Raw genomic sequence first — 24,251 nt, forward strand, 5'->3', positions numbered from 1 at the left:
CAATATCCATATATTTGCATCAATTTTCGTTTTTATGCGCTCTCTCGTAAGTAAATGGATTATCGCGGAAGGGCTTCTAAAGTACTCACTTTTAAGTCAAGGGGTTGGGGCTATTATGAATATTTTAGCAAATATTGTTCTAATTCCAGAGTACGGTGGTGTAGGGGCTGCAATTGCAACCCTAATTTCATACATTGGAGCATCGTATCTGGTGTTCTGTTTCTCTAGTAAGACTAGGCCAATTTTCTGGGTTATGTCTCGCTCTCTCTTTTTACCATTAAGATTAGTGAGATTGATAAGCCTGAAATTTAAATTTACTAAGTGATTTTATGTTTAAATTTATTAAAAGTAAGCTAAGTAGAGCATCAAAGGAAAAAATAATTTCCACTATTGGTGAGTTTGATAGTGTTGCTATTAAGTTTTTTTCGAAAACTAGGTTTCTTTCTTCTTTGTATTATTTTCTATTTAACTCGTCATTTTCCAGAGAGCAGCAAAGTGTATTGAAAGGTAGGTTGAAGTATCGTCGCTCTATTGTTGACTCTAGGGAGGGTACGACTTTATTGCGTCGCAATATCCATCGCTTAGAGAAAGGTTTGATAATGAGGCCTAGACGGGAAGTTTTTGCCACAGCCTTTATTTTGGAGACGGTTAAGGCATATTGTAATGCAATTGATCAAGATGTGGGTAGCCCCGAAGAAATAAATTGGTGGGGTGACGTATTAAGCGATTATTTCAACATAGTGGGAAGTACTCCCGAAATCGACCGAGCTAGAGCTATGTTTGGTGATATGAGAAGCACCGAAATGCGTGAGTTAAGTGTTCCTTATTTACATAAAGAGAGGATGACATCAGATGTTAGTTACGAGCAGCTGCATGATTTATTCAAACAGCGCCGTTCCGTTCGTTGGTATTTAGATAAACCTGTTGAGTTAGGTGAGCTAAACAGGGCTATCGATATTGCGACCCAGGCGCCTTCAGCATGTAACCGACAGCCGTTTCAGTTTTATACTGCTCTGTCTAAAGTGAAAGCTGAGAAAATTGCTAAATGTGCTATGGGAACGGCTGGTTTTGCAGAAAACCTACCCGCAGTGATCGCGGTTGTTGGGGATTTATCTGCTTATCCTTCAGAGAGGGATCGACATGTTATCTATATTGATGGTGGATTAGTTAGTATGCAATTAATGCTAGCTTTAGAGACTCTAGGGTTAAGTTCATGTCCGATTAATTGGCCTGATATAGAAAAGCGCGAACGAATGCTTGATGCGGAGCTAGGTTTGGCAAAGCACCAAAGAACCATTATGCTATTGGCCGTTGGATATGCAGATCCGGATGGTGGGATAGCTTTCTCAAGAAAAAAAGACAGCGTTGAGTTAATGAAGGTCGTAGATCAATGATTGTAGAAATAAAAGGTGTTCAGTTTGTCAATAAAGGTGCAGAGCTCATGTTATGCGCTATCTTACAGCAGCTTAAAGCAAGAAATGACACAATAAAAATTGCTCTAGCTCCTCACGTAAATTCACCTTACTTATCTAGGATATCTGTAGGGGCATACCAAAAGCTAAGCTTGAGAAAGGGAGTCTTTGATCTCAACCGTCTGGCCTTCACTTTACCTAAATCAGTCAGGAAATGGTTCAAAAATAATTGGGGGATTGTGACTGAAGCTGATATAGATGTTGTGTTGGATGCATCTGGTTTCGCTTACGGTGATCAGTGGAAAAATATGAATGTAGATCATTTGTATGGGGAGCTTATTAGGGCTAAGCGGTACAATAGTAAATATATCTTTATGCCACAGGCTATGGGCCCATTTACTGTAGAAAGCGATAGGAAAAAGCTGAAGGCAAGTTTGCCTTTCGCATCTCTAGTTTTTGCGAGAGAGAAGACTACACATGATTATATTCGTTCGCTTGCCTACGGTGACGAGAACCTGTTTATAGCCCCAGACTTTACTAATTTAGTTATTGGAGAAGTTCCAAGCTATTTCACAGATGGATCTGAAAAGGTGGTTATTATTCCGAATAGCAATATGATTGGAGACAATAATCCGAATAAAATGTGGAAAGACACATACCTAACCGTGTTATGTGATGCTGTCCGGGTGATCAAAAGTATGCAGCTTAAACCTGTACTGCTCAATCATGAAGGGAAGGGCGATGGCCGACTATGTGCTCAAATAAATGAACAATTTAACAATCAATTAGAGTACATTGAAGAAAGCGATCCGCTAAAAGTCAAAGGTATTATTGGGAATAGCAAAGCAGTTGTGTGCTCTAGATTTCATGGCTGTGTTAGTGCGCTATCGCAGAGCGTCCCTTGCGTGGGCACCAGTTGGAGTCATAAATACGAGCAGTTATTTTCAGAATACACTGCAGATAAGCAGTTGTTAAACGCTGGCGCTTCCTATGATGACATAAAGAATGCCTTATTATTTTCTATAGATAATGTTACATCGACACAATATAGCACTCAAGTTGAACTGTATAAGTCACAAACTAGAGATATGTGGTCTAAATTAAACAATGTCTTAGATGGTGTTGAAGGTGAATAATTGTTCTCCGCTGATTAGCATCTATATTCCGACGCATAACAGGAGTCGTTTGTTAAAGAGGGCTATTACATCAGTTGTGACTCAAACTTATAAGCACATTGAGATTTTGATTGTTAATGATGGGTCTTCCGATGATACAAATAAAGTTGTAAGGGATTTTCAAAAAAAATTCGAAAACATTAGATTATTTGAAAACCAAGAGGCTAAAGGTGCGTGTCATGCCCGAAATGTAGCAATACGCAATGCCAGAGGTGAGTTCATAACAGGTCTAGATGATGATGATGAGTTTTTGCCCGACCACCTAGAAACTTTGCTAGATAGTTTTTGTAAAAATGATTGCTCGTTCGTTGCGTCCTCAATTTGGGAAGATACTGGCAAGGGAAGGTTCTGTCGAACTGGCGACGTTGGGGAAATTGATTTAATTAGGGCTTTGCATAGTAATCCAATAGGAAATCAGATATTTACTCGCACAGAGTGGCTAATTGCACTCGGTGGTTTCGATGAATCGCTACCCGCTTCTCAAGATTACGATATGTGGATAAGGTTCATAGAAGCGTATGGAAAGGGGGTTAAGTTAGAGTCTGCTACCTACGTTTGGCATACTGGGCATGAGGAAAAACGAATTACCAATAGCAATGTGAAACGACTGGCTGCATTGGATATGTTTTTCAATAAGCATGAACATTTGATGTCCAAGGAACATATTCAATCCTTTACTATTCTTCGATGTAAAGCGGATCCTAGTCACTATAGCCTAGGAGTTATGTTGAAGAATATTAACAGGTGGAATTACAAATCAGCATTGTCACTTTATGTTCACACTAGAACACCAGCCTTGGGGTCATTGTGGCGACGGTTAAAATTGAAGTAAGTGGTAGCAGTGTCAAAGCAAACTAAAATACTTTTCTTAATTAACGACATCACCATGCCAGGAGGGTTGTCGCGAGTCACAAAAAATCTTGTGAATGACTTCGCTCAGTTTGGTAATGAGTTTCACGTCCGCGCATTGTCAGCTGCAGCAAAATATGGAAAGTATCATCATTCTAGAGTTGACTACTTAGAGATGCCAGCTCTGCATGGTTTGAATGCTGCTTCTAAGCTTGTATGGTATGGCTCTCTTCGCCGAGAAGTCGAGTACTATGTTGACAGTCAAGAGGTCGATATCGTCATTGCTGTTGGTACTGCAATGAACCTATTTGCGAGTTTTTGTAAATTTAAGCGAGCTTCTCTTTGGGGAGCAGAACATACCGCTCATAATTATTTTGGACCGTTTCGTAAACTAATGAAACGATGGCGATATCCAAAATTGCAGCGTTTGATATGTCTTACCTATGCCGATAAAGTGCATCACTACGATAAATACTTAAATCGTGTAGTGGTAATACCCAATTACACTAACTTCTCAGAAGTTGAATCGGTATACAGCAATCGTCATCGATTTCTTTTTATTGGCCGCTACAACAAAACTAAAGGGGTTGATTATCTAGCTGATATTATAGAGAAAGTTCATTTCGCTTGTCCAAGTTGGTTGTTTGACCTCTATGGTGAAGGGGAAGATAAACAGTGGCTTCAAAATAGACTCACAGAATTGAATCTCGATCATATTGTTGAAGTGAATGATCCTACCAATGACGTGTGCCATGAATATCAAAAGGCGGGAGTCTTCATCCTAACCTCGAGAAATGAAGGTTTTCCTATGGTGCTGTTAGAAGCTCAAGCTCATGGTCTGCCAATCGTTAGCTTTGATTGCGAAACAGGGCCCTCTGAAATTATTACTGATGGTGAAGATGGGTACTTAGTACCAGCATTTGATGTTGAAACTTTTGCGAAGCGATTGATTAAATTGGCTAATGATGAAGTCAAACGACTTGATATGTCTGCCAGAGCGGTAAAAAATCGACAACGCTTTGGAAAGGACGCCATCCTCTCTCTTTGGTTAGATCAATTTCGAACTTAAATTATGAATATTCTCTCACTTGATTCTCCATACTCACGATTTTTCTCTCTTATCGTTAAGCAGATAAGCCAAGTCACTTCATTCCATGGCATATTTTCAAAATTTGGCTATACACATTACTTTTCAGGTGAACAATACCATTTCATTGGTGATATTTTGGCTAGTCACTCAACAGTAACAGAGGACGATTACAAACTCGCGATATGGTCGAATAACCATTATTCGGCGTATATACGTAAGTTTGAAAAGCGTGAACTCAATGAAGACGAGACAAGTAAATTTGCAAGATTTGCCAACTTTTTCCGATCATACTTAAGAGAGCAGGCAATAGACTTTGTCATGATGCACAATGATCTCCGCTGGCATCACGCAATCGCTCGTAAAATATGCATTGAAGAAGGTGTGCCTTTTTGTGTTAGTGAATTAGGTTTATTCAGACCGTACACTACTACGCTAGATTTTTATGGCGTGAATGCCAACTCAAGTGTGGCATCCCTAGAAATAGACTTTACTCAGTATGCCAATTGCACTGGAAGAAGATTTAACGTGCCCAGTTCATTCCATGGTCATGACAGTAAAACTTCTAAGTTGAACTTTGCTTATTTTTTACTGCTTAACAAACTAGGTGGGGTTGCTGGTCACAACTCTCCAATACTACACAACCCATTCCGAATTCGTCCGTATATAAAGCGATTTTGGGAGCAAAGTGTCAAACGTCGCGTGCATACTGCTAGTAATGCTTCAGAATCGCTCCCTGAAAAACCTTATGTGTTTTTTCCTATGCAGTTAGAAAATGATACCCAATTCCTTATTCACAGTGACTTTTCGTCAAACCAGTCACTGTTGGAGCAAGTTGAGCGAGCGTTTTACCATTCTACATTGTCAAAAACGCACCAGTTGGTAGTCAAACTTCATCCTAACGATTTAGGCTGTTACGAAGCGAGAGAACAAACCCTGTTTACCAGGGCAAATACCACTAAATTGGTTAGCCAGTCTGACGCAATTGTTTCTGTGAATTCCACTGTCTGTATGGAAGCGATAGAAACCGATAAACCGCTGTTTGTATTGGGGCGGGCATTTTTTGCTCGTGAAGATGTCTGTCAACCTATTAGTATAGAAGAACTGTCTGATGGGCTATCTAATCCTAAGCCGGTCGATATGGCTGCGAGGAAGGGTTTTATTAATTACTTAAAATATGAGTACAGCGTACATGGGGCTGGATACAGCTACACAAAACAAGAACTGAACCGTATTGCCAACAAAATAGAAAAAGTAGTGTCGTTACAATGAAAGCCTTTCGCCAAGACATAAATGCTTTACGCGCTTTGGCCGTAACAGCCGTCGTTATATTCCATTTTTATCCTGATGTTCTGACAGGCGGCTTCGCTGGAGTCGATGTGTTCTTTGTTATATCTGGATACTTGATGACGAGTATCATATATACAGGACTGAAAGGTGATAGATTTAATATTCTTAACTTTTATCTAGCTAGAGCCAACAGGATTATTCCTGCTTTAGCCGTGCTTTGTTTTGTGATGTTAGCCTTGGGTTACTTCTATTTAGTTCCATGGGATTACAAAACTGTTGGTAGAGATGTGGCGACGAGCATTGCATTTGTTAGTAATGTTATGTTCTCGATGCGAGAGGGCTATTTTGCCAGCGAAGGCAACTTCTTTTTACACACATGGTCACTATCGGCGGAGTGGCAGTTTTACATCGTTTACCCAATTGTCATGTTTGGTTTGTTCAAGCTTTTTGGCCAAGAGTCGCTAAATAGAATCTTGCTCTCCCTTACCATAATTTGCTTTGCTTTAAGCGTATACTTATCGGCTCATTTCCCAACGCAGTCTTACTTTCTATTTCCTAGCCGAGCATGGGAAATGCTCCTAGGTGGAGTAGTCTTCCTTTTCCCTTTAAAGCTGAAGAATAGTAATTCTCTTAGCGTTGCTTTGGTCGGTTATCTTCTAATCGTACTATCTTGTGTTTGGGTTGATAGCGAAGATCTTTGGCCTGGCTTTATGACTCTTATTCCAACTTTGGGTACGTGCCTTGTTATTTGGGGAGGAGTACAAAACAGCAAAGCCCTCACCAATACGTTTGTTCAAAGGGTTGGGCTTTGGTCATACTCGATTTATCTCTGGCATTGGCCAATAGTCACTGGTTTGGCGTACTTTGGTTTTGAGAACCTAGCATTTTTGGGAGTTCTATCCTCTATTGGTTTGGGTTTTTTGAGCTATAGATTTATAGAGCAGCCATTTTCGCGAAAGCTAAAAAACAGTAGGCTAAAAGCTGTAGGGGTACATCTCTTAGTAATCATTGCTCTAGGCGCTGCCGGGAGTCTCGTTTTTATTACTCAAGGCTTAGCTCAAAGATTACAGATAGAATCCAGCCCAATTGTTCAAGGTGGAACTGGTGAAAATTATCGAATAAATGAAGGGGTGGTTTATCTAAATACGGCTGATAAAGGTGATTATGACTACTTACTTCTGGGTGATAGCAACGCCAATCATTATACCCGTGGGATTTTGAAAGAGAAAACCAAAGTCAAACAAGCCTGGCTTGGTGCATGTATGTCATTCCCAAGTTCCATGTATAAGAGAGACGGTCTTAGGTTAGATTGGAAAGAGAAGTGTAGAGAACACTATAAGCTTGCATTAAATGAATCCAAGCCAGTTATTCTCGTACACCATTGGGATAAGAATAATAACCGTCTTGAGTGTACCAATGGTAGTTGTCCGCTAACTGGAAATTACTTAAAAGATTTAGAATGGAACATGCACGAATTACTAAAAGAGTATAAAGGGCTTGAAGTATATCTTTTAGGGGACTTACCAAGGCCACAATCTAAAGACTTGGTCACCTGCATGAAGAGTAACTATCTACTAGGGATTAATCAGGAATGTCAGACCAATTGGCCTTATCCACCTAACGTTAAAAGGGTAAATGAAGTTCTTATAAAACTCGCAGAACAATATGAATCTGTTCAATACATTCCTGTAGATAGTGTTTTTTGTACCGATGAAGAATGTAAATATGATTTGGATGGTAAATCTCTCTTCATGCCAGATCTACATTTATCTTCATTAGGCTCTGAGATTACTTGGAAGCACATAGCTGAAGTTCTTTCATCTTCGGGCAAATAAAAGCCAGAAATAGTTATACCCCAACCAAATTGCGTTAGTTGGGGTGTAAGTTCTTCGGATTACTTAGCTCCAAACCCAGTCATCATCGTTTTTAGAGTCTTCAACACAATATTCATATCTAGCCAGAAAGATAAGTGCTTAATGTAATAAAGATCATGGGCTAGCTTTTCGCGCGTTGAATCGATATCGTCGGCGTATCCTTGTACGGTTTGCGCCCATCCTGTGATGCCTGGCTTGACCATATGACGGTAACCATAGAAAGGAATCTCTTTCTCGAACTGTTTTACGAAGCTCTCTTGCTCTGGTCGAGGTCCAATAAGTGACATTTCTCCCTTTAGCACATTGAAGAATTGAGGGAGTTCATCGATTCGAACCTTTCTGATGAATTTGCCGACTTTGGTCACACGTGCTTGCTCTTCAGTGGCAAATTTATCCTCAGCTCCGGCTTTTTTAACCGTCATGCTTCGAAACTTATAGATGCGAAATGTTTTGCCACCTTGCCCCACGCGCTCTTGAATGAACATTGCAGGCCCAGGATTTTCCAGTTTAATTAGTAAAGCAGTGATAGCCATGATAGGCAGCGTGATTGGAAAGCTCAGAATGATTAAGGCTGATTCCCAAGCACGCTTTACGTTGTGGTAAACAGGGTTAGGAACAAGCGAACCAATGGCATTCTCAGACAAGTGACTTGTTTTTACCTTGCCTTCAATCATTTCTCGAATGCTTTCCGAATGGAAAACCGGAATGTTATTGATACTGCAATCGGCAACAAACTTCTCTTGTTCTGGCGTGAGTTTGTTATGTAAATCAACCACTAATCCATCTTTTATCTCAGACATTGAGAGAGGCTCACGTAAAAGTGATAGATGGATACGTGCATGTCTACTATCAAGGTTGTCAACATCAAAGTTATTGATTGCACTTAAATTGAGTTTGGCATTTTCTTTGCGGTATACGGCAGAAAAGTACATCCAAAACAAATGGATACTAAAAGCGTAAATAAGAATCTCACGTGAGTACTCAACCCTAAACAACAAAATAAAAGCCATAGCGGCGGCATAGATGGAAGCCAAAACCGGCAAAATGTAGTACTTACGATCAACCAGCAAGTAGTTAGTAATCTTGGGAATAGTGACAGAGGTAGCAACATAGGCGCAGCTAACGAGCCAAAAACTATTGATAACCGTGATGGGAAGGTTAGCCCTGAAGCCTGTTACAACATGGAGGATTAATAGGGTGCCAAACACACCGATACCGTGGCATACAATTGAATTTTTAAGCAGTTTTCTCACGTTTCATCACCTAGGGCTGTCAGTGCTTGTATGCTACCACAAGTGATATTGATACGTGTAGAGTCGGCATGGTTACAACAACACTCTTAGGGGCTATAAGAAGTAAAAGGAGTATCATTTTAGTGAGCGAAATAACTATTAGTCTGGTGGGAAATGAGCAATAAGTCACATGGAGGCAGTATCTTTATACTACTTAATAATTATTTGTTTTACTTTTCCAGATAACTTTTATTTAAGTCGTATTTTTCGATATACTCACCGCCAATTATGGGATTCCCCCGACAGTTTGGATGTCTACCTATTTGCCTTTGGGAGCTAAACCTAAGGGCGGTAGCGTGTCTTAGTCTGAATTATTTTCTCTATAGCGGTACATGGTGTTGCAAGGTAACTTGGCATCTGAGTTACTACTTACTCATTCTACTTCCAACGTAAATTAAGGTTATGTCTAGAAAAAAAATCCTTACGGTTTTTGGCACGCGCCCAGAAGCTATCAAAATGGCACCGCTTGTTCATGCACTTGCAAATGATGAGCGATTCGAAGCAAAGTGCTGTGTGACTGCGCAGCACCGTGAAATGCTTGACCAAGTACTTGAACTGTTTGAGATCAAACCAGATTATGATTTGGACTTGATGAAGGCTGGGCAATCACTAAATGACGTGACCGCACGTATTTTGTTAGAGCTCAAACCTGTGCTGCAAGAGTTTAAGCCTGATGTGGTGCTTGTTCATGGTGATACAGCCACTACTTTTGCCGCGAGCCTTGCAGCCTACTACGAGCAAATTGAAGTTGGCCATGTAGAAGCCGGATTACGCACAGGCAACATCTATTCGCCTTGGCCGGAAGAGGCGAACCGCAAGCTAACTGGTGCGCTAACCAAATACCATTTCGCGCCAACCGAAACCTCTCAAAATAACTTACTAAAAGAAAACACCAACCCAGCGGATATTTCTATCACCGGCAACACAGTGATTGATGCGTTACTTATGGTGAAAGACAAAATCGACAATGATGCAGCACTGAACGAGCAACTCGCGGCTCAGTTCCCAATGCTAAAAGAAGATGAAAAGTTGATTTTGGTCACTGGACATCGCCGCGAAAGCTTTGGCGGTGGATTCGAGCGCATTTGTGAAGCACTGGCACGTACAGCAAAAGACAACCCTGCTGCGCAAATCCTATACCCAGTTCACTTGAACCCAAACGTAAGAGAGCCGGTAAATCGCATTCTATCCGACGTGGATAACGTGCATCTTATCGAGCCTCAGCAATACCTTCCTTTTATTTACTTGATGAGCCGTGCGCACATTATCCTTACCGATTCTGGCGGTATTCAAGAAGAGGCTCCTTCACTAGGTAAGCCAGTGTTGGTGATGCGTGATACCACAGAAAGGCCAGAAGCTGTTGCAGCTGGCACCGTGAAACTGGTGGGAACAGATGTCGACAAGATCGTCTCAGGTTTAGAAGTGTTGTTAAAAGATGAAGAGGCTTATAAAGCAATGAGCTTCGCGCACAACCCTTACGGTGACGGCCTAGCATGCCAAAGAATTTTAGACGAATTAGCAAAATAACAACCTCAGGAAATGAAAATGTCTTTTGAAACAATCTCAGTTGTTGGTTTAGGTTACATTGGTTTACCTACTGCCGCGATGTTCGCTTCTCGTAAAAAGAAAGTGATTGGTGTAGATGTAAACCAACACGCAGTGGATACCATCAACCAAGGTAAAATCCACATCGTAGAACCTGATTTGGATATGATCGTGAGTGCAGCGGTATCAGAGGGTTACTTAAAAGCCAGTACTACCCCAGAACCAGCGGATGCGTTTTTGATTGCCGTTCCAACGCCGTTCTTACCTTGTGAAGAGGGCGAAGTACCAGCACCAGATTTGTCTTACATAGAAGCAGCAAGTAAAGCGATTGCCCCTGTGCTAAAAAAAGGCGACTTAGTGATTCTAGAATCCACTTCTCCTGTCGGTGCGACAGAGCAAATGGCGGCTTGGCTTGCAGAAGCTCGCGCGGACCTTACTTTCCCACAAACACATGATGACAATGCTGATGTCAATGTGGCGCACTGCCCAGAGCGCGTGCTTCCTGGCCATGTTGTTCGTGAGCTAGTAGAAAACGACCGCGTTATTGGTGGTATGTCTGCTCGCTGTTCAGAGCGTTCGGTTGAGTTGTACAAAACCTTTGTTTTAGGTGAGTGTGTGGTGACCAATGCTCGCACGGCAGAAATGGCGAAGCTAACCGAAAACAGCTCTCGTGATGTACAAATTGCCTTTGCCAACGAGCTATCCATCATCTGTGACAAGTTAGACATCAATGTATGGGAGTTGATTGCACTCGCAAACCGTCACCCACGTGTAAACATCCTTCAACCGGGCCCAGGTGTAGGCGGCCACTGTATCGCAGTTGACCCTTGGTTTATCGTGTCGAAAACGCCAGAAGAGGCACAAATCATCCACACTGCACGTAAAGTGAATGATGGCAAACCGGAATGGGTGATCAACAAAGTCAAACTGGCGATTGCAGACTTCCTACAAGCGAACCCTGATAAAACAGCCAAAGAAGTAACAGTCGCTTGTTACGGTCTGGCATTTAAACCAGATATTGATGACTTGCGTGAGAGCCCTGCAATGGTCATTACACAAAAGATCGCAGAAATGCATAGCGGTCGTGTTGTGGCAGTAGAACCAAATATTGAATCTCTTCCTGAAAAATTGAAATATGTTGAACTTGTAGAGTTTGATATCGCGGCAAAAGAAGCTGATGTGCAGGTTTTGTTGGTTGATCATCAAGAGTTTACAAAATGTAAAGTGACCCAAGGGTTAATTGTAGACACCAAGGGCGTTTGGAAATAAAAGGTTACAAATTTATGTTGAATAATAAAACGGTTTTGATAACTGGCGGCACTGGTTCGTTCGGTAAACAGTTCATTAAAACCATTCTTGAACGCTACCCAGAAGTGAAGAAAATTATTATTTTTTCTCGCGATGAACTAAAACAGTTTGAGCTTAAGCAGAAGTACCCAGCCAAAGATTTCCCACAACTTCGTTTCTTTATCGGTGATGTTCGCGATCAAAACCGCATGATTCAAGCCTGTGAAGGTGTTGATGTGATTATTCATGCTGCAGCGATCAAGCAGGTAGATACTGCTGAATACAACCCGACAGAATGTATCCGAACTAACGTTGATGGTGCAGAGAATGTTATCCATGCAGCGCTGCAGTGCGGCGTTAAAGATGTTGTAGCGTTATCAACAGATAAAGCATGTGCACCAATTAACCTATATGGAGCAACCAAACTTGCTTCGGATAAGTTGTTTGCAGCGGCGAACAACATCAAAGGTTCTAAAGATATCCGTTTCAGCGTAGTGCGTTACGGCAACGTCATGGGTTCGCGTGGTTCCGTGATCCCATTCTTTTTGAGTAAACGTGAAGAAGGCGTGCTGCCGATCACTCATGAAGAGATGACACGCTTTAATATCTCATTGCAAGATGGCGTGAACATGGTGATGTACGCGCTTGAAAACCATTTAGGTGGTGAGATTTTTGTACCAAAAATCCCATCGTACAAGATTTTGGATATCGCAGAAGCGATTGCTCCAGAATGTGAGACTAAAGTTGTAGGTATTCGCCCAGGTGAAAAGCTCCATGAAGAGATGATCACCGATACTGATTCGCTAAATACGATCGACCTTGGCAAATACTACGCAATTCTTCCTTCTGTTTCGTTCACCTATACAGAGCAAGAATACCTCGAACACCACAAAGCGGAAAAAGTACCGTTTGGTTTCAAATACAACTCAGGTACGAATACAGAGTGGGAAAGTATTGAAGGCCTACGTGAGCTAATCAAAGAGCACGTTGATCCAAACTTTACAGTGTGAGAATAGTAGTGATTCCTTACGGTAAGCAAGATATTAACCAGCAAGACATTGACAGTGTTATTGATGTTTTGAAGTCGGATTTTCTGACGCAGGGCCCCCAAGTTCCTGCATTTGAGCAAGCACTTATCGATCATACAGGTGCAAGCTATGCCCTGGCTGTAAATAGCGCTACATCAGCATTACACATCGCTTGTCTTGCGCTGGGACTAGGTGAAGGGGATTGGCTTTGGACGTCGCCTGTTACCTTCGTCGCGTCAGCAAACTGCGGTTTATACTGTGGTGCACAAGTCGACTTCGTAGATATTGACCCTGATACTTACAATATGTGTCCAAAACGCCTTGAGGAAAAGTTAATCAAAGCGAAAGCAGAAGGTAAGCTTCCGAAAGTTGTTGTGCCGGTGCACTTATGTGGTCAACCATGCGATATGGTGGCGATCGCCAAACTGGCGAAAGAGTACAACTTCAAAGTCATTGAAGATGCTTCACATGCAATTGGCGGCAAATATCAAGGCTTGCCGATAGGGAATTGCGAATACTCGGATATCACTGTCTTTAGCTTCCATCCCGTTAAAATTGTTACGACGGCGGAAGGTGGCGCAGCAATGACCAACCAAAAGGCTTTGTCTGACAAGATGACTTTGCTTCGAAGTCACGGTATTACTCGTGACCCTGAGCAAATGGAGGGTGAAAGCCATGGTGGTTGGTATTATCAACAGGTTGATTTAGGTTTTAACTACCGTATGACCGAGCTTCAGGCGGCACTGGGTGTATCTCAGATGCATCGTTTAGACGCTTTTATTACCGCTCGTCATCACCTTGCAGATCGTTACAACCAGCTATTGAAGTCTTTACCAGTGGTATTGCCATATCAATTGGAGAATACCTACTCGGGCCTTCACCTTTATGTAATTCGTTTGCAGTTGGACAAGATCTCTTTGACACACAAAGAGGTATTTGACGCACTGAGAGGCAAAGGTATCGGAGTCAACCTGCACTACATTCCAGTCCATACTCAGCCTTACTATGACAAAATGGGCTTCAATGAAGGTGATTTCCCAGAATCTGAGCGCTATTACCGCGAAGCGATTTCTCTTCCGATGTTCCACGCGATGAGTGAAGAGCAGCAGGATACAGTCGTTCAAGTTCTCACTGAAATATTGCAGGGGCGCTAATGAAAGTCGCGATTATTCCAGCTCGTGGCGGTAGTAAGCGCATACCAAGAAAAAATATCAAAGCATTTCATGGTAAACCTATGATTGCCTACTCTATTGAAGCAGCCATTGCCTCTGGCTGCTTTGATAAAGTGATCGTTTCGACCGACGATACAGAAATTGCAGCCGTTGCCGAGGCTCATGGTGCGCATGTTCCATTTCTCCGTCCAGCAGATATCTCCGATGACTATGCTACAACAATGGATGTCATGGCTCATGCTATCCATTGGTGTCAAGATGAAGGTTGGGATATTGACGCTGTATGTTGTTTATATGCAACGGCTCCATTTGTATTGCCGAAGGATTTACAACAAGGCTATGCACTTTTGCAAGGCGAAGGTGTGCAATTTGCTTTTAGTGCTACTTCATTTCCATTCCCAATTCAACGCGCGATTAAACTTGATTCAGACGGCTCTGTTTCGATGTTTTCCCCTGAAAATGAACAGGTAAGGTCTCAAGACCTCGAAGAGGCTTATCACGATGCAGGACAGTTTTATTGGGGGAAAACCAGAGCATTTTTAGAAAAGTACTCTATTTTTTCTCCTCATTCGAAAGCGGTACTTTTACCTCGTAATCGAGTTCAAGATATTGATACCCCCGAAGATTGGGAGCTTGCTGAATCTTTATTTTCTGTGCTAAAGCTCACCAATTAACATTTAGGATGAAGTATGAAGGTTGTTTTTCGAGTCGATGCATCTTTGTTGGTTGGTAGTGGGCATGTTATGCGTTGTCTCGTCTTGGCTGAAGAGTTTGCTCACAAAGGACATGACGTCGAATTTGCTTGTTCTCCATTAGAAGGAGACATGCGTGCGTTTATTCGTGAACGTGGATTTCAGGTGACAACTCTTGCCAAACCAAGGGAAGTTATAGAACCGCTTCACGATGCCGATTATGCAGCTTGGCTTCAAAAGAGCATATCTGAAGATGTGCAAGATTTCCTAACAGAAATCACTTATGCAGACCTTGTTGTCACTGATCACTATGCAATCGGGATTGAATGGCAAGAGCAAGTTATCGCTTCATTAGATTGTCGAATGCTTGCTATTGATGATCTCGGGCGATGCCATAAAGCTGACTTGATCTTGGATCAAACGTTAGGGCGTGATGAAGCTGCTTACTCTGCATCCCAATCTAAGGTCTTAGCGGGCAGTGAGTTTGCTTTATTGAGATCAGATTTCGCGAGCAAGCGAGAATCAGCGCTTTCTAGAGAGATTTCTAACAAGCCTCTGAAAGTGCTGGTATCGATGGGCGGGATTGATGCACCTAACGCAACTTTCAAAGTATTAGAATCTTTATGTGGCAAAGTAGAGGCCAAGTTTACTGTATTGTTGTCGCCTAGAGCGCCTCACTTTGACCAAGTTAAAGAGTGGTGTGCATCTAGAGCTGACGTTTTGCATCTCGACTTTGTCTCTGATATGGCAAGTTTAATGTTAGAGCATGACATCGCTATAGGGGCTCCAGGCTCCACAAGTTGGGAAAGAGCTTGCCTTGGATTACCTAACGTAATCACTCCTTTAGCAGATAACCAGCAACTAATCTGTGAACAATTAGTAAAACATTCTGCGGCATTAAAAGTTGATATCGAGGATATCCCTAGTCGGTTGCAAAGTGAGTTCTTGTCAGTTCTGAGGCGGTGGTCGCAATTCCGAGATGCCAATCTTTCTCTTTGCGATGGGCGAGGCGCGCGACGAGTCTCTTATGAGGTCGAGTTGTTACTTAATGAGACAGCTGATGGATTATCTCTGAAGCCTGCTTCGCAAGAAGATATCGCGTTGATTTATGATTGGCAATGTCACCCAGAGACGAGAAAGTACGCATTGACTCCTGAGGTGCCTACATGGAGTGCTCACCAAGCTTGGATGTGTAAAAAACTGAAATCAGCCACTGACTACTTTTACATGATCGTTAGTAGGGATGATGGTAATAAAGTTGGAGCAGTGCGCTTAGATAGAATAGAAGCTGGACATTATTTGGTCTCAATATTTCTAGACCCTAAAAGCTATGGGAAAGGGATTGCGTTCAAAGCTCTAAGCATTGTGGATGCCATTCATCCTGATGTCACTCTGCATGCTACGGTATTAAAAGCAAATAGTGCATCTCAACGACTCTTCCAAAAATGTTGCTACCAACAAGTCGATGAAGAAACTTACATTCGACGACCAATTGATTGAGGCAAAAATGAAACCATTTATTACTATTGACGGCCGTAAAGTTGGGCCCGACTTCCCTCCTTATATCATCGCAGAATTATCCGCTAACCATAATGGGGATATCAATCGCGCTTTCCAAATAATGGAAGAAGCGAAGAAGGCGGGCGCAGATGCGATAAAATTACAAACCTATACTCATGAAACTATTACTATGGATTGTGACTCTGAAGAGTTTCAAATTCATGGTGGCTTATGGGATGGGCAGACTTTGTATGAGCTATACAAAGGTGCGCATATGCCGTGGGAATGGCATAAGCCGTTATTCGAAAAAGCACGAGAGTTGGGTATTACTATCTTTAGTTCACCTTTCGATTTTAGCGCGGTAGAGCTTTTAGAAGAACTCGGTGCCCCGGCCTATAAGATTGCTTCGTTTGAAGTGATTGACTTACCTCTTATTAAACGTGTTGCCCAAACGGGCAAGCCAATGATCATTTCAACGGGAATGGCGAATCAAGAAGAGATTGCTGAAGCTATCAAAACAGCAAGAGATAATGGTTGCCAGGAGTTAGTAGTGCTTCATTGTGTCAGTGGTTATCCAGCACCTGCAGCCCAATACAATCTAAAAACGATTGCAGATATCGCCGAGCGTTTTGATGTTCTTTCAGGCTTATCTGACCACACTATTGATAATGCGACAGCAGTGACATCTATCGCTCTTGGTGCTTGCTTAATTGAGAAGCATGTAACGATGGATCGTAATGGTGGTGGCGCTGATGATAGCTTCTCACTGGAGCCTATAGAGTTACAGGCATTGTGTAAAGATACTAAAACAGCGTGGCAAGCTCTTGGCAAGGTTAACTATGAAAGAACTGAAGCGGAAAAAGGTAATGTGAAGTTTCGTCGCTCTCTCTACGTTGTAAAAGATGTAGCGGAAGGTGAAGTATTCACACCCGAGAATGTGCGCTCAATCAGGCCGGGTTTTGGCTTAGCACCAAAATTCTATAGCGAAGTTATAGGGAGAATAGCAATTAAAGATTTAAAAGGTGGTACTCCAGTCGCTTGGGAGTATGTTAAAAATCCATGAGAATAGTTAAAGATAGTATTATTTATGTTTTGGGAGAAGTAGTGGTAAAGCTTATCCCATTTCTAATGTTACCTTATTTGACTAGAGAGTTAGGCCCCCAAAGCTTTGGTGAATTAGCAAATATACTTGCGTATGTTGCGATGATTTCAATTTTTATTGGCCTTAGCCAAGAGGGGGCATTAGCAAGGTATTACTATAGATATGGTTTTAGAGCAATCAACGTAGTATATCTATCATGTGTTATATACTCGACACTTGCTGCATTATTCTTATATTTATCTTCTTTTCTATTGGATTTAAATAGTGAAATTGCTTTATATGTCATATTGATGTCTTTCTCTCAGTCATTACTCACATCTCAGTTGTCATTAAAACAGGTGCAAAAAAAAGTTAAAGATTATGTCTTAATACAATTAATATGTGCATTAACTGCAGTAATTCTTACTGTACTGTTTTTTGAAAATTTTGGTGCTACGCATGAAATGAGATTACTCGGTATAGTGGTTTCCAATGCTTTTTCCTTAGCGTTCGGTACTTATCTCAATAGTCATGTCTTTTGTAGTTCAAGTTACCTTAAGATTGGAGTAATTAAGAAGACCAACAGATACATTATTTGCTATGGCATACCATTACTAGTACATAAAATTAGTTTTTTTGTTAAGGGTAATGTGGATAAGATTATAATATTTAGTTACTTCTCTGCGAAGGAGTTAGGGGTGTACTCTGCGGCATATCAATTATCAAGTGTGGTAATGATTGTATTGGCTTCCACCAATAGAGCACTTGTACCGTACTATTATTCTTCTTTAAAATCTAAGAAAATTTCAAGAGATGAAGTGAGGAAGTGGGCAATAAGAAGTTATATATTTGTGATTTTTTCTGCCACACCGTTCTTTTTTATTCCAGACTGGATATTTGCGTCTTTATTAGGTGATGGTTTTTCTGGTGTTGGCAGATATGTAAGTTTGTTTACTTTAGGCTTTCTCTTACAGATTCCGTACTATCTAGCTGTAAATTATTTCTTCTATTATGCTGAAAACTTTAAATTGTCATCTGTTACGTTTTTTTCATCTTTAATATACATGATATCTCTTCTTTACCTATCAGAAATATCAATTGACTATGTGCCTTATGCGTTAGTTATTTCCAATCTATTCTCATCAGTTTTATTGATCTTACTTTTAAATGGTAATAGTAATGAAGTCGATAATTAAAAAGTTGCTTATAGAGCCAAATGAAATTCGGTTGAATGAAAGTTATGTAAGGATAAGATCTGGTGAATCTAAAACCTTATATTTATTCCTTAAGTCCATTATAAGGTACATATTTACATTTAGAAAAATTATTAAATCAAACCTTGCATATCGTAAAAGTGAAGTGTGTTTTTTTACTTCAACGAAAAATCAAGATCATTCAACACATGAACTGAAAAATATGTTTACGGATTATGTGCATATAAAAAGTGACGATAACTCATGCCAATTCTACTATCCTTGGGTTGTGACGGTTGTAGTTTCTTTTTTATTTTTTCCTGTCTCATTCCTATTCTATTTTTTTTATTTTGGATTTGGAAAAATTAGATTACTTTCTTATTCACTAGATGAGTTTATAAGGACTCCTGGTTATATAGCATCATCATGTCTCATATTGATTAGAGTGAAACCTAAGTTTCTAATTATGTCTAACGACCATAATACTATTAATCGAGCACTGTGTGTTGTTTCCAAATTTATGGGCTTAAAAACAATTTACATCCAACACTCGCCTGTAAATGATTTATTCCCCCGAATGATATTTGATTATGCTTTTGTGGATGGTCTGGAATCGGAGAAAATATATAGAGCTAGTGGTGCAAGCGAGGTGACTTATATAAAGTTGGGCGCTCTTAGATATGCAAGTATATATGGATTAAAAAAAATAGAGAGAAGTGTTGAGTCTGTTTTAATTTGTGTAAATAAGTTGGATAAGTTAGAAGTGTTGGGGAAATATATAAATGAATTGGAGGCGGCGGGAATACACTATAAAATTAGGTTGCACCCTGCAATGAAAGAGCATGGCTTTTATAATATAGAATTGAGGCCATTAGAGATTTGTCTATCTGAGTATAAGTACGTTCTTGCAGGTGACTCTGGAGTTATTTTAGATAGTGTGGTGAGTGGTTCAATTTCATTGTATGCAAAAGATATGTCAATGGGGAGTGATATATATGGATATGTACGTAATAATGTAGCTGAATCCATTGACTATAAAAGTATAGTGAGTTTGATTATGGAGGGAAACTTATGTGCACATTCTCAGCTCGAAAATTGTGAAATTTATGATTCGTCATGTCAAATTTTGGATTCTGTAGAGTTGTTTAATAAGTATAAAGCAGAATTTGACAATTTATTGGGTGGTAAATAGTGGCTGGTATCATTGCTATAATCTTGTCTTTTTTGTATTTGAAATTTATTTTAAATATCAATGGGATAAATGGAATAAAAAGGGTTTTCTATCCAGCAGACTTTTTCTCTCTTTTCTATGTTCTTTTTTTTCTTTTACCCTATGGTTTTTTTTGGTTTTTTAGAGATACATTAAGTTATAGGTATGTGTCAGAGCCATATAATGATAGTACATGGGTTTTAGCATTATTATATTCATTCCTTTTCACATTATCAGCTTATGTTGCGTCTAGGTTAACCTGTAATCGAAGTGATTTCACATCAAAATTGTATAATCTTTCTTTATCTACAAATAACGGTTTTTTTTACAAGTTTTTTTATATTATCCTTCCTGTATTATCTATTGTTTTTTGTATAATTAAATTTGGTGGTGCGAGTTATCAGGAATATAGTATTAATAGAACAAAGGAACGAAGTGGTTTAGGATATGTCTTGATGCCTATATACTGGGGAGGTGTTGGCATCGTTGTGTATTGGTTGAGGAATGTTTTTAATAAAAGGTTTAATTTATTTAGTGCTGTTGCTCTTTTATCTTTGATTGTTATTTATACGGCTTTTAACTTATACATGGGGAGTAAGTCTAAGGGACTAGTTGTTTTAGTATGGATTGTTATTTGTTGGTTTCTTTTATTTTCATCGAAAAAAGCAATAAAACTAAGAAGCGTAATATCAACAGCTGTGTTTATATTTCTGGTTGGTTATGTAGGGCTTAAGTTTGGTGATATTAGGGAGGTTTTGACCAAAGATGTAGAACTCTCATCTGTCGAAAGTAGGACTCAGATTGGTAGTGTTTTTTCAAAATTCAATGCGTTTGGTTCAATTGAAAATACGATGTGGTTGGTGGAGAATAAAGATCTTCAAGATGTTACATTGGGTAGTACGTTTTATACCGTTGCTGTTGGTTGGGTCCCAAGGTCTATATGGAAAGAAAAACCTGTTGGCGGCGGACCAACTCTAAGAAACTTAATTCATCCAGGCTCTTATGATATTGTTAATGGTTTCCAACTTAGTTCTTATTCGCCAGGAATAATTGCAGAGTCATATATAAACTTTGGGTTTTTTGGTTTTATTATTGTTGGGATTCCTTTTGGTGTATTTCTTTCTTTCTTTGCACGAATGTTATCATTGGTTAATAATGATTATGAATTGGTTACATGGGTAATATGCCTCTATGCTATTGGTTATATGATGACCGGTGAGGTTTTTGGAACATTTGCTAGATTATTTCAATTTATATTACCAATAGTTATGTTGTTTTTTTTGAGTCTGTTTTTTAAAAAATTTGCGAAGGTTTGATGTGAAGATAAATATAATAGCGCCTATTCCTAGTTTGAGTAAACGAACTCGCATGTACAAGTTGGCTCGCAGTATATCTTCCAAAGGTTGCTATGAAATAACTCATTTTTATTGGTCTCGTAGTAAAGGTGATAATAACGAGGATTTCTTGGGTGGCATAAACAAAGTTTGTGGTCTTGACATTGGTGGTGGGAAAGTAACAATTCGTTTATTGTATTTTGTTTGGATGTTTAGAGTTTTTTTATACGCATGTAGTCTTCCTCGCGAGTCAAAAATTTGGGCTTTAGGTTTTGAAAGTGCTTTTCCTTGTGTTGTAGCTTCTATTCTTAAAAAACACGATGTAATATATGATGATGCAGATCGATTTTCGATGTTGTTTCCTTTTTTTAAGCCCATTAGAAAATTACTCGAAGCTTTAGAAGTATACACGAGCAATAGATCTTTAATTCATGTGGTGCCTACTCTTGATCGTTACTGTAGTAAGTTTAATAATTTATTTTTATTGCCTAATGTTCCTTCTGAATATGAATTGAATGAGTCCGTAAGGTTGTCTGAAGATTTAGTGAAATACAGTTCGAAAACTGTTATTTACTATAACGGATGGATTGGGCGTAGTAGAGGTTTAGATAACTTGTTGAGATTAAGGAGAGAACTGACTATATCTGATTTGTTTATCGTTGTTGCCGGCAGGCTAGATGGCGACGCAGCAGATGAATTTTCTAAAATGAATGGTGTAAAATATGTTGGTGAAATAAGTCAAAAAGAATGTTTATCTTATTACTATATCTCTAACTATATTTATACTTATTATGATCCAAGTTTGGAGATAAACCGGTTTGCAATGTCAAATAAGTGGGGGGACGCATTTTTTACCAATACTCCAATTATTGTTAATTCAGAAGTTAAATACTCAAATGTGATAGTCGATAATGGACTAGGCATTTCTTTTAAATATTCAGACTATGATTCACTAAAAGAGTTTATCTTGTCTGGTAATCTTGATTCTGGTAATCACATGTCAGAGAAAGAACCACTATGGCATACTTACGATTGTTATGTTAGCGATTTATTAAATAGAATATAGTCGGTTAAAATTATGAAGCAAATACTACAAGATATGGCTAAAGGTGGCTCTAATTTAGTGGAAGCACCTGCCCCAAAATCCTCAACCGGTAATCTATTAATTGATACCAGAATTTCATTAATTTCGGCAGGCACAGAACGCATGTTAGTGGACTTTGGAAAAGCAAGTCTACTAGATAAAGCGCGGCAGCAACCTGACAAAGTTAAAATGGTGCTTGAAAAGGTCCAGACAGATGGCTTAATGACGACATTGGAAGCAGTGCAGTCTAAGTTGGCACAACCATTACCTTTGGGTTATTGCAACGTTGGTGTCGTTAACGCCGTTGGTAAGGGAGTTCAAGGTTTCAAAGAGGGGGATCGCGTTGTATCTAATGGCCCTCATGCTGATGTGGTTCGTGTACCAAAAAACTTATGTGCGCTTATTCCTGATAATGTATCTGATGAAGAAGCATCATTCACCGTTGTGGCAAGTATTGGTTTACAAGGTATCCGTTTAGCAGAACCTACGCTGGGGGAAGCGTTTGTCGTGACCGGTGTTGGTTTAATCGGCTTACTGACTGTTCAATTACTCCGTGCTCAAGGTTGTCGTGTACTAGCCATCGATTATGACGATGCGAAACTAGAATTGGCTAAGCAGTTTGGCGCCCAAGTTTGTAACCCTGGCAAAGGTGAAGACCCTGTCGCTGCGGGTATGGCATTCAGCCGCGGTAATGGTGTTGATGGTGTAATTATTACAGCTTCCACGAAATCTAATGATCCAGTGACACAAGCGGCACGAATGAGTCGTAAACGTGGGCGTATTATTCTTGTTGGTGTTACTGGTTTAGAGCTAAATCGCGCAGATTTCTATGAAAAGGAACTGACATTCCAAGTTTCTTGTTCTTATGGCCCTGGTCGCTACGATGCGGAGTACGAGGACAATGGTAATGACTATCCATATGCTTTTGTTCGTTGGACTGAACAGCGTAACTTTGAAGCCATCTTAGATATGATGTCTTCAGGCCAAGTGGACGTTAAGCCTCTTATTACTCACCGATTCAAATTTGAAGACGCAGCTCAAGCATACGAGCTCCTGACGTCTGACAAGTCTGCTCTTGGAATATTGCTTCAATACCAGAGTGACTCCAGTACTCGCCATGAGAAATCCGTTACGCTTAACAGTGAAGCGACGTTCGAGGCATCTAAGCCTGTCGTTGGTTTTGTAGGCGCTGGTAACTATGCGTCTCGAATGCTGATCCCTGCGTTTAAAGCTGGTGGTGCTCAATTACATACTATCGCTACTTCTGGTGGTATTAACGGAGTAACTCATGGTGAAAAAGCAGGTTTTGCTAAAACGACCACAGATACAAGCGCCATGATTTCTGACTCGGAAATTAACACAGTTGCAATCGTTACGCGCCATAACAGTCATGCTCATTTTGTTTCTGAAGCGCTCAATGCTGGTAAAAACGTATTTGTAGAAAAGCCTTTAGCCGTCACGCTAGAAGAGCTTGCGGAAGTGGAAGCTACGTATTACTCGAAAGCATCTACTGCTTCAGCGCCAAAGCTAATGGTCGGCTTTAATCGCCGTTTTTCGCCTCAAGTGCAAAAAATGAAAGAGCTACTGTCGTCAGTCAAAGAGCCTAAGAGCTTTATGATGACGATGAATGCTGGCGCGATCCCGGCGGATCACTGGACGCAAGATAATGAAGTTGGCGGCGGTCGAATCATTGGTGAGGCATGCCATTTCATCGATCTGATGCGATTTTTAGCAGACTCAGAAATTGTTTCTGTACAGTGCCGTCGCATGGGAGATGTTGACGGTGTTGATATTACCGAGGATAAAGCGGCGATTATCCTTGGCTTTGCTGATGGCTCATTCGGTACGATTCATTACTTAGCTAACGGTGCGGCGAACTTCCCTAAAGAGCGAGTAGAAGTATTTGCTGCAGGGCGAGTTCTTCAACTTGATAACTTCCGTAAGTTAAAGGCATTCGGCTGGCCAGGCTTCAGCAAAATGAATTTATGGAAGCAAGACAAGGGACAAACCGATTGTGCGGCGGCTTTCCTTAGTGCGATTGAATCTGGTAAAGAGTCTCCAATTCCAGCGCGAGAGTTGTTTGAAGTGGCAAGAATCACGATTGAAATCGCAGAGCAGCTACGTAAACAGCGATAAGTTGTAAAAA

General features: G+C 40.4%; 19 protein-coding genes and 1 pseudogene. 19 read left to right on the forward strand and 1 reads right to left on the reverse strand.

Annotated elements, in window-relative coordinates; translation table 11 throughout:
- The 7 genes and pseudogenes from OH458_RS17435 to OH458_RS17465 form a co-directional block, all read left to right on the forward strand.
- Positions 1 to 325: pseudogene (locus OH458_RS17435) on the forward strand (polysaccharide biosynthesis C-terminal domain-containing protein); the annotation flags it as partial.
- A gap of 4 nt (positions 326 to 329) precedes the next feature.
- Positions 330 to 1,394: a nitroreductase family protein gene (locus OH458_RS17440; protein WP_269979267.1), complete on the forward strand. Its 1,065-nt coding sequence runs from the start codon at positions 330 to 332 to the stop codon at positions 1,392 to 1,394.
- Positions 1,391 to 2,548: a polysaccharide pyruvyl transferase family protein gene (locus tag OH458_RS17445; RefSeq protein WP_269979268.1), complete on the forward strand. Its 1,158-nt coding sequence runs from the start codon at positions 1,391 to 1,393 to the stop codon at positions 2,546 to 2,548. The genes OH458_RS17440 and OH458_RS17445 overlap by 4 nt, the downstream gene beginning before the upstream one ends.
- Positions 2,541 to 3,419 (forward strand): glycosyltransferase family 2 protein, encoded by an 879-nt coding sequence (locus tag OH458_RS17450; RefSeq protein ID WP_269979269.1) that lies wholly within the window; start codon positions 2,541 to 2,543, stop codon positions 3,417 to 3,419. Before OH458_RS17445 ends, OH458_RS17450 begins: the two co-directional genes overlap by 8 nt.
- 9 nt (positions 3,420 to 3,428) lie before the next feature.
- A complete protein-coding gene (locus tag OH458_RS17455; RefSeq protein WP_269979270.1) occupies positions 3,429 to 4,505 on the forward strand; it encodes a glycosyltransferase family 4 protein in 1,077 nt (358 codons plus the stop codon).
- A gap of 3 nt (positions 4,506 to 4,508) precedes the next feature.
- Entirely contained in the window at positions 4,509 to 5,795 is a 1,287-nt protein-coding gene (locus OH458_RS17460) for a capsular polysaccharide export protein, LipB/KpsS family (RefSeq protein WP_269979271.1), read from the forward strand.
- The gene (locus OH458_RS17465; RefSeq protein ID WP_269979272.1) at positions 5,792 to 7,648 is read left to right on the forward strand and encodes an acyltransferase family protein; all 1,857 of its coding nucleotides are present in this window, start codon (positions 5,792 to 5,794) and stop codon (positions 7,646 to 7,648) included. Before OH458_RS17460 ends, OH458_RS17465 begins: the two co-directional genes overlap by 4 nt.
- 59 nt (positions 7,649 to 7,707) lie before the next feature.
- Here OH458_RS17465 and OH458_RS17470 read toward each other — a convergent pair whose 3' ends face one another.
- A complete protein-coding gene (locus OH458_RS17470) occupies positions 7,708 to 8,940 on the reverse strand; it encodes an exopolysaccharide biosynthesis polyprenyl glycosylphosphotransferase (protein ID WP_269979273.1) in 1,233 nt (410 codons plus the stop codon).
- A 441-nt stretch (positions 8,941 to 9,381) separates the two neighbouring features.
- Between OH458_RS17470 and wecB the strand changes: the two genes are divergently transcribed.
- Genes wecB through OH458_RS17530 form a run of 12 tightly spaced genes read left to right on the forward strand, consistent with a single transcriptional unit; the run spans position 9,382 to position 24,241 of the window.
- Positions 9,382 to 10,506, forward strand: coding sequence for a non-hydrolyzing UDP-N-acetylglucosamine 2-epimerase (gene wecB, locus OH458_RS17475; RefSeq protein ID WP_269979274.1), 1,125 nt, complete (start codon positions 9,382 to 9,384; stop codon positions 10,504 to 10,506).
- An 18-nt stretch (positions 10,507 to 10,524) separates the two neighbouring features.
- Complete coding sequence (wecC, locus tag OH458_RS17480) at positions 10,525 to 11,793, forward strand: UDP-N-acetyl-D-mannosamine dehydrogenase (RefSeq protein WP_269979275.1); 1,269 nt, start codon at positions 10,525 to 10,527, stop codon at positions 11,791 to 11,793.
- A gap of 14 nt (positions 11,794 to 11,807) precedes the next feature.
- Positions 11,808 to 12,821, forward strand: a complete 1,014-nt coding sequence (gene pseB, locus OH458_RS17485; protein WP_269979276.1) for a UDP-N-acetylglucosamine 4,6-dehydratase (inverting) — start codon at positions 11,808 to 11,810, stop codon at positions 12,819 to 12,821.
- Complete coding sequence (pseC, locus tag OH458_RS17490; protein WP_269979277.1) at positions 12,818 to 13,993, forward strand: UDP-4-amino-4,6-dideoxy-N-acetyl-beta-L-altrosamine transaminase; 1,176 nt, start codon at positions 12,818 to 12,820, stop codon at positions 13,991 to 13,993. Before pseB ends, pseC begins: the two co-directional genes overlap by 4 nt.
- On the forward strand, positions 13,993 to 14,685 hold the full coding sequence (gene pseF / locus OH458_RS17495) for a pseudaminic acid cytidylyltransferase (protein WP_065275029.1): 693 nt from the start codon (positions 13,993 to 13,995) through the stop codon (positions 14,683 to 14,685). Before pseC ends, pseF begins: the two co-directional genes overlap by 1 nt.
- Positions 14,686 to 14,700: 15 nt before the next feature.
- Complete coding sequence (gene pseG, locus OH458_RS17500) at positions 14,701 to 16,203, forward strand: UDP-2,4-diacetamido-2,4,6-trideoxy-beta-L-altropyranose hydrolase (RefSeq protein WP_269979278.1); 1,503 nt, start codon at positions 14,701 to 14,703, stop codon at positions 16,201 to 16,203.
- A gap of 7 nt (positions 16,204 to 16,210) precedes the next feature.
- Entirely contained in the window at positions 16,211 to 17,266 is a 1,056-nt protein-coding gene (gene pseI, locus OH458_RS17505) for a pseudaminic acid synthase (RefSeq protein WP_269979279.1), read from the forward strand.
- Positions 17,263 to 18,480 (forward strand): oligosaccharide flippase family protein, encoded by a 1,218-nt coding sequence (locus OH458_RS17510; protein ID WP_269979280.1) that lies wholly within the window; start codon positions 17,263 to 17,265, stop codon positions 18,478 to 18,480. The genes pseI and OH458_RS17510 overlap by 4 nt, the downstream gene beginning before the upstream one ends.
- The gene (locus tag OH458_RS17515; RefSeq protein WP_269979281.1) at positions 18,464 to 19,669 is read left to right on the forward strand and encodes a hypothetical protein; all 1,206 of its coding nucleotides are present in this window, start codon (positions 18,464 to 18,466) and stop codon (positions 19,667 to 19,669) included. Before OH458_RS17510 ends, OH458_RS17515 begins: the two co-directional genes overlap by 17 nt.
- Complete coding sequence (locus tag OH458_RS17520) at positions 19,669 to 21,003, forward strand: O-antigen polysaccharide polymerase Wzy (protein WP_269979282.1); 1,335 nt, start codon at positions 19,669 to 19,671, stop codon at positions 21,001 to 21,003. The genes OH458_RS17515 and OH458_RS17520 overlap by 1 nt, the downstream gene beginning before the upstream one ends.
- 52 nt (positions 21,004 to 21,055) lie before the next feature.
- Entirely contained in the window at positions 21,056 to 22,087 is a 1,032-nt protein-coding gene (locus OH458_RS17525) for a hypothetical protein (RefSeq protein WP_269979283.1), read from the forward strand.
- A gap of 12 nt (positions 22,088 to 22,099) precedes the next feature.
- Positions 22,100 to 24,241, forward strand: coding sequence for a bi-domain-containing oxidoreductase (locus OH458_RS17530; RefSeq protein WP_269979284.1), 2,142 nt, complete (start codon positions 22,100 to 22,102; stop codon positions 24,239 to 24,241).
- Positions 24,242 to 24,251 lie beyond the last annotated feature (10 nt).

The organism is Vibrio sp. MarTm2 (assembly GCF_027587055.1).
Classification (GTDB): Bacteria; Pseudomonadota; Gammaproteobacteria; order Enterobacterales; family Vibrionaceae; genus Vibrio; species Vibrio sinaloensis_D.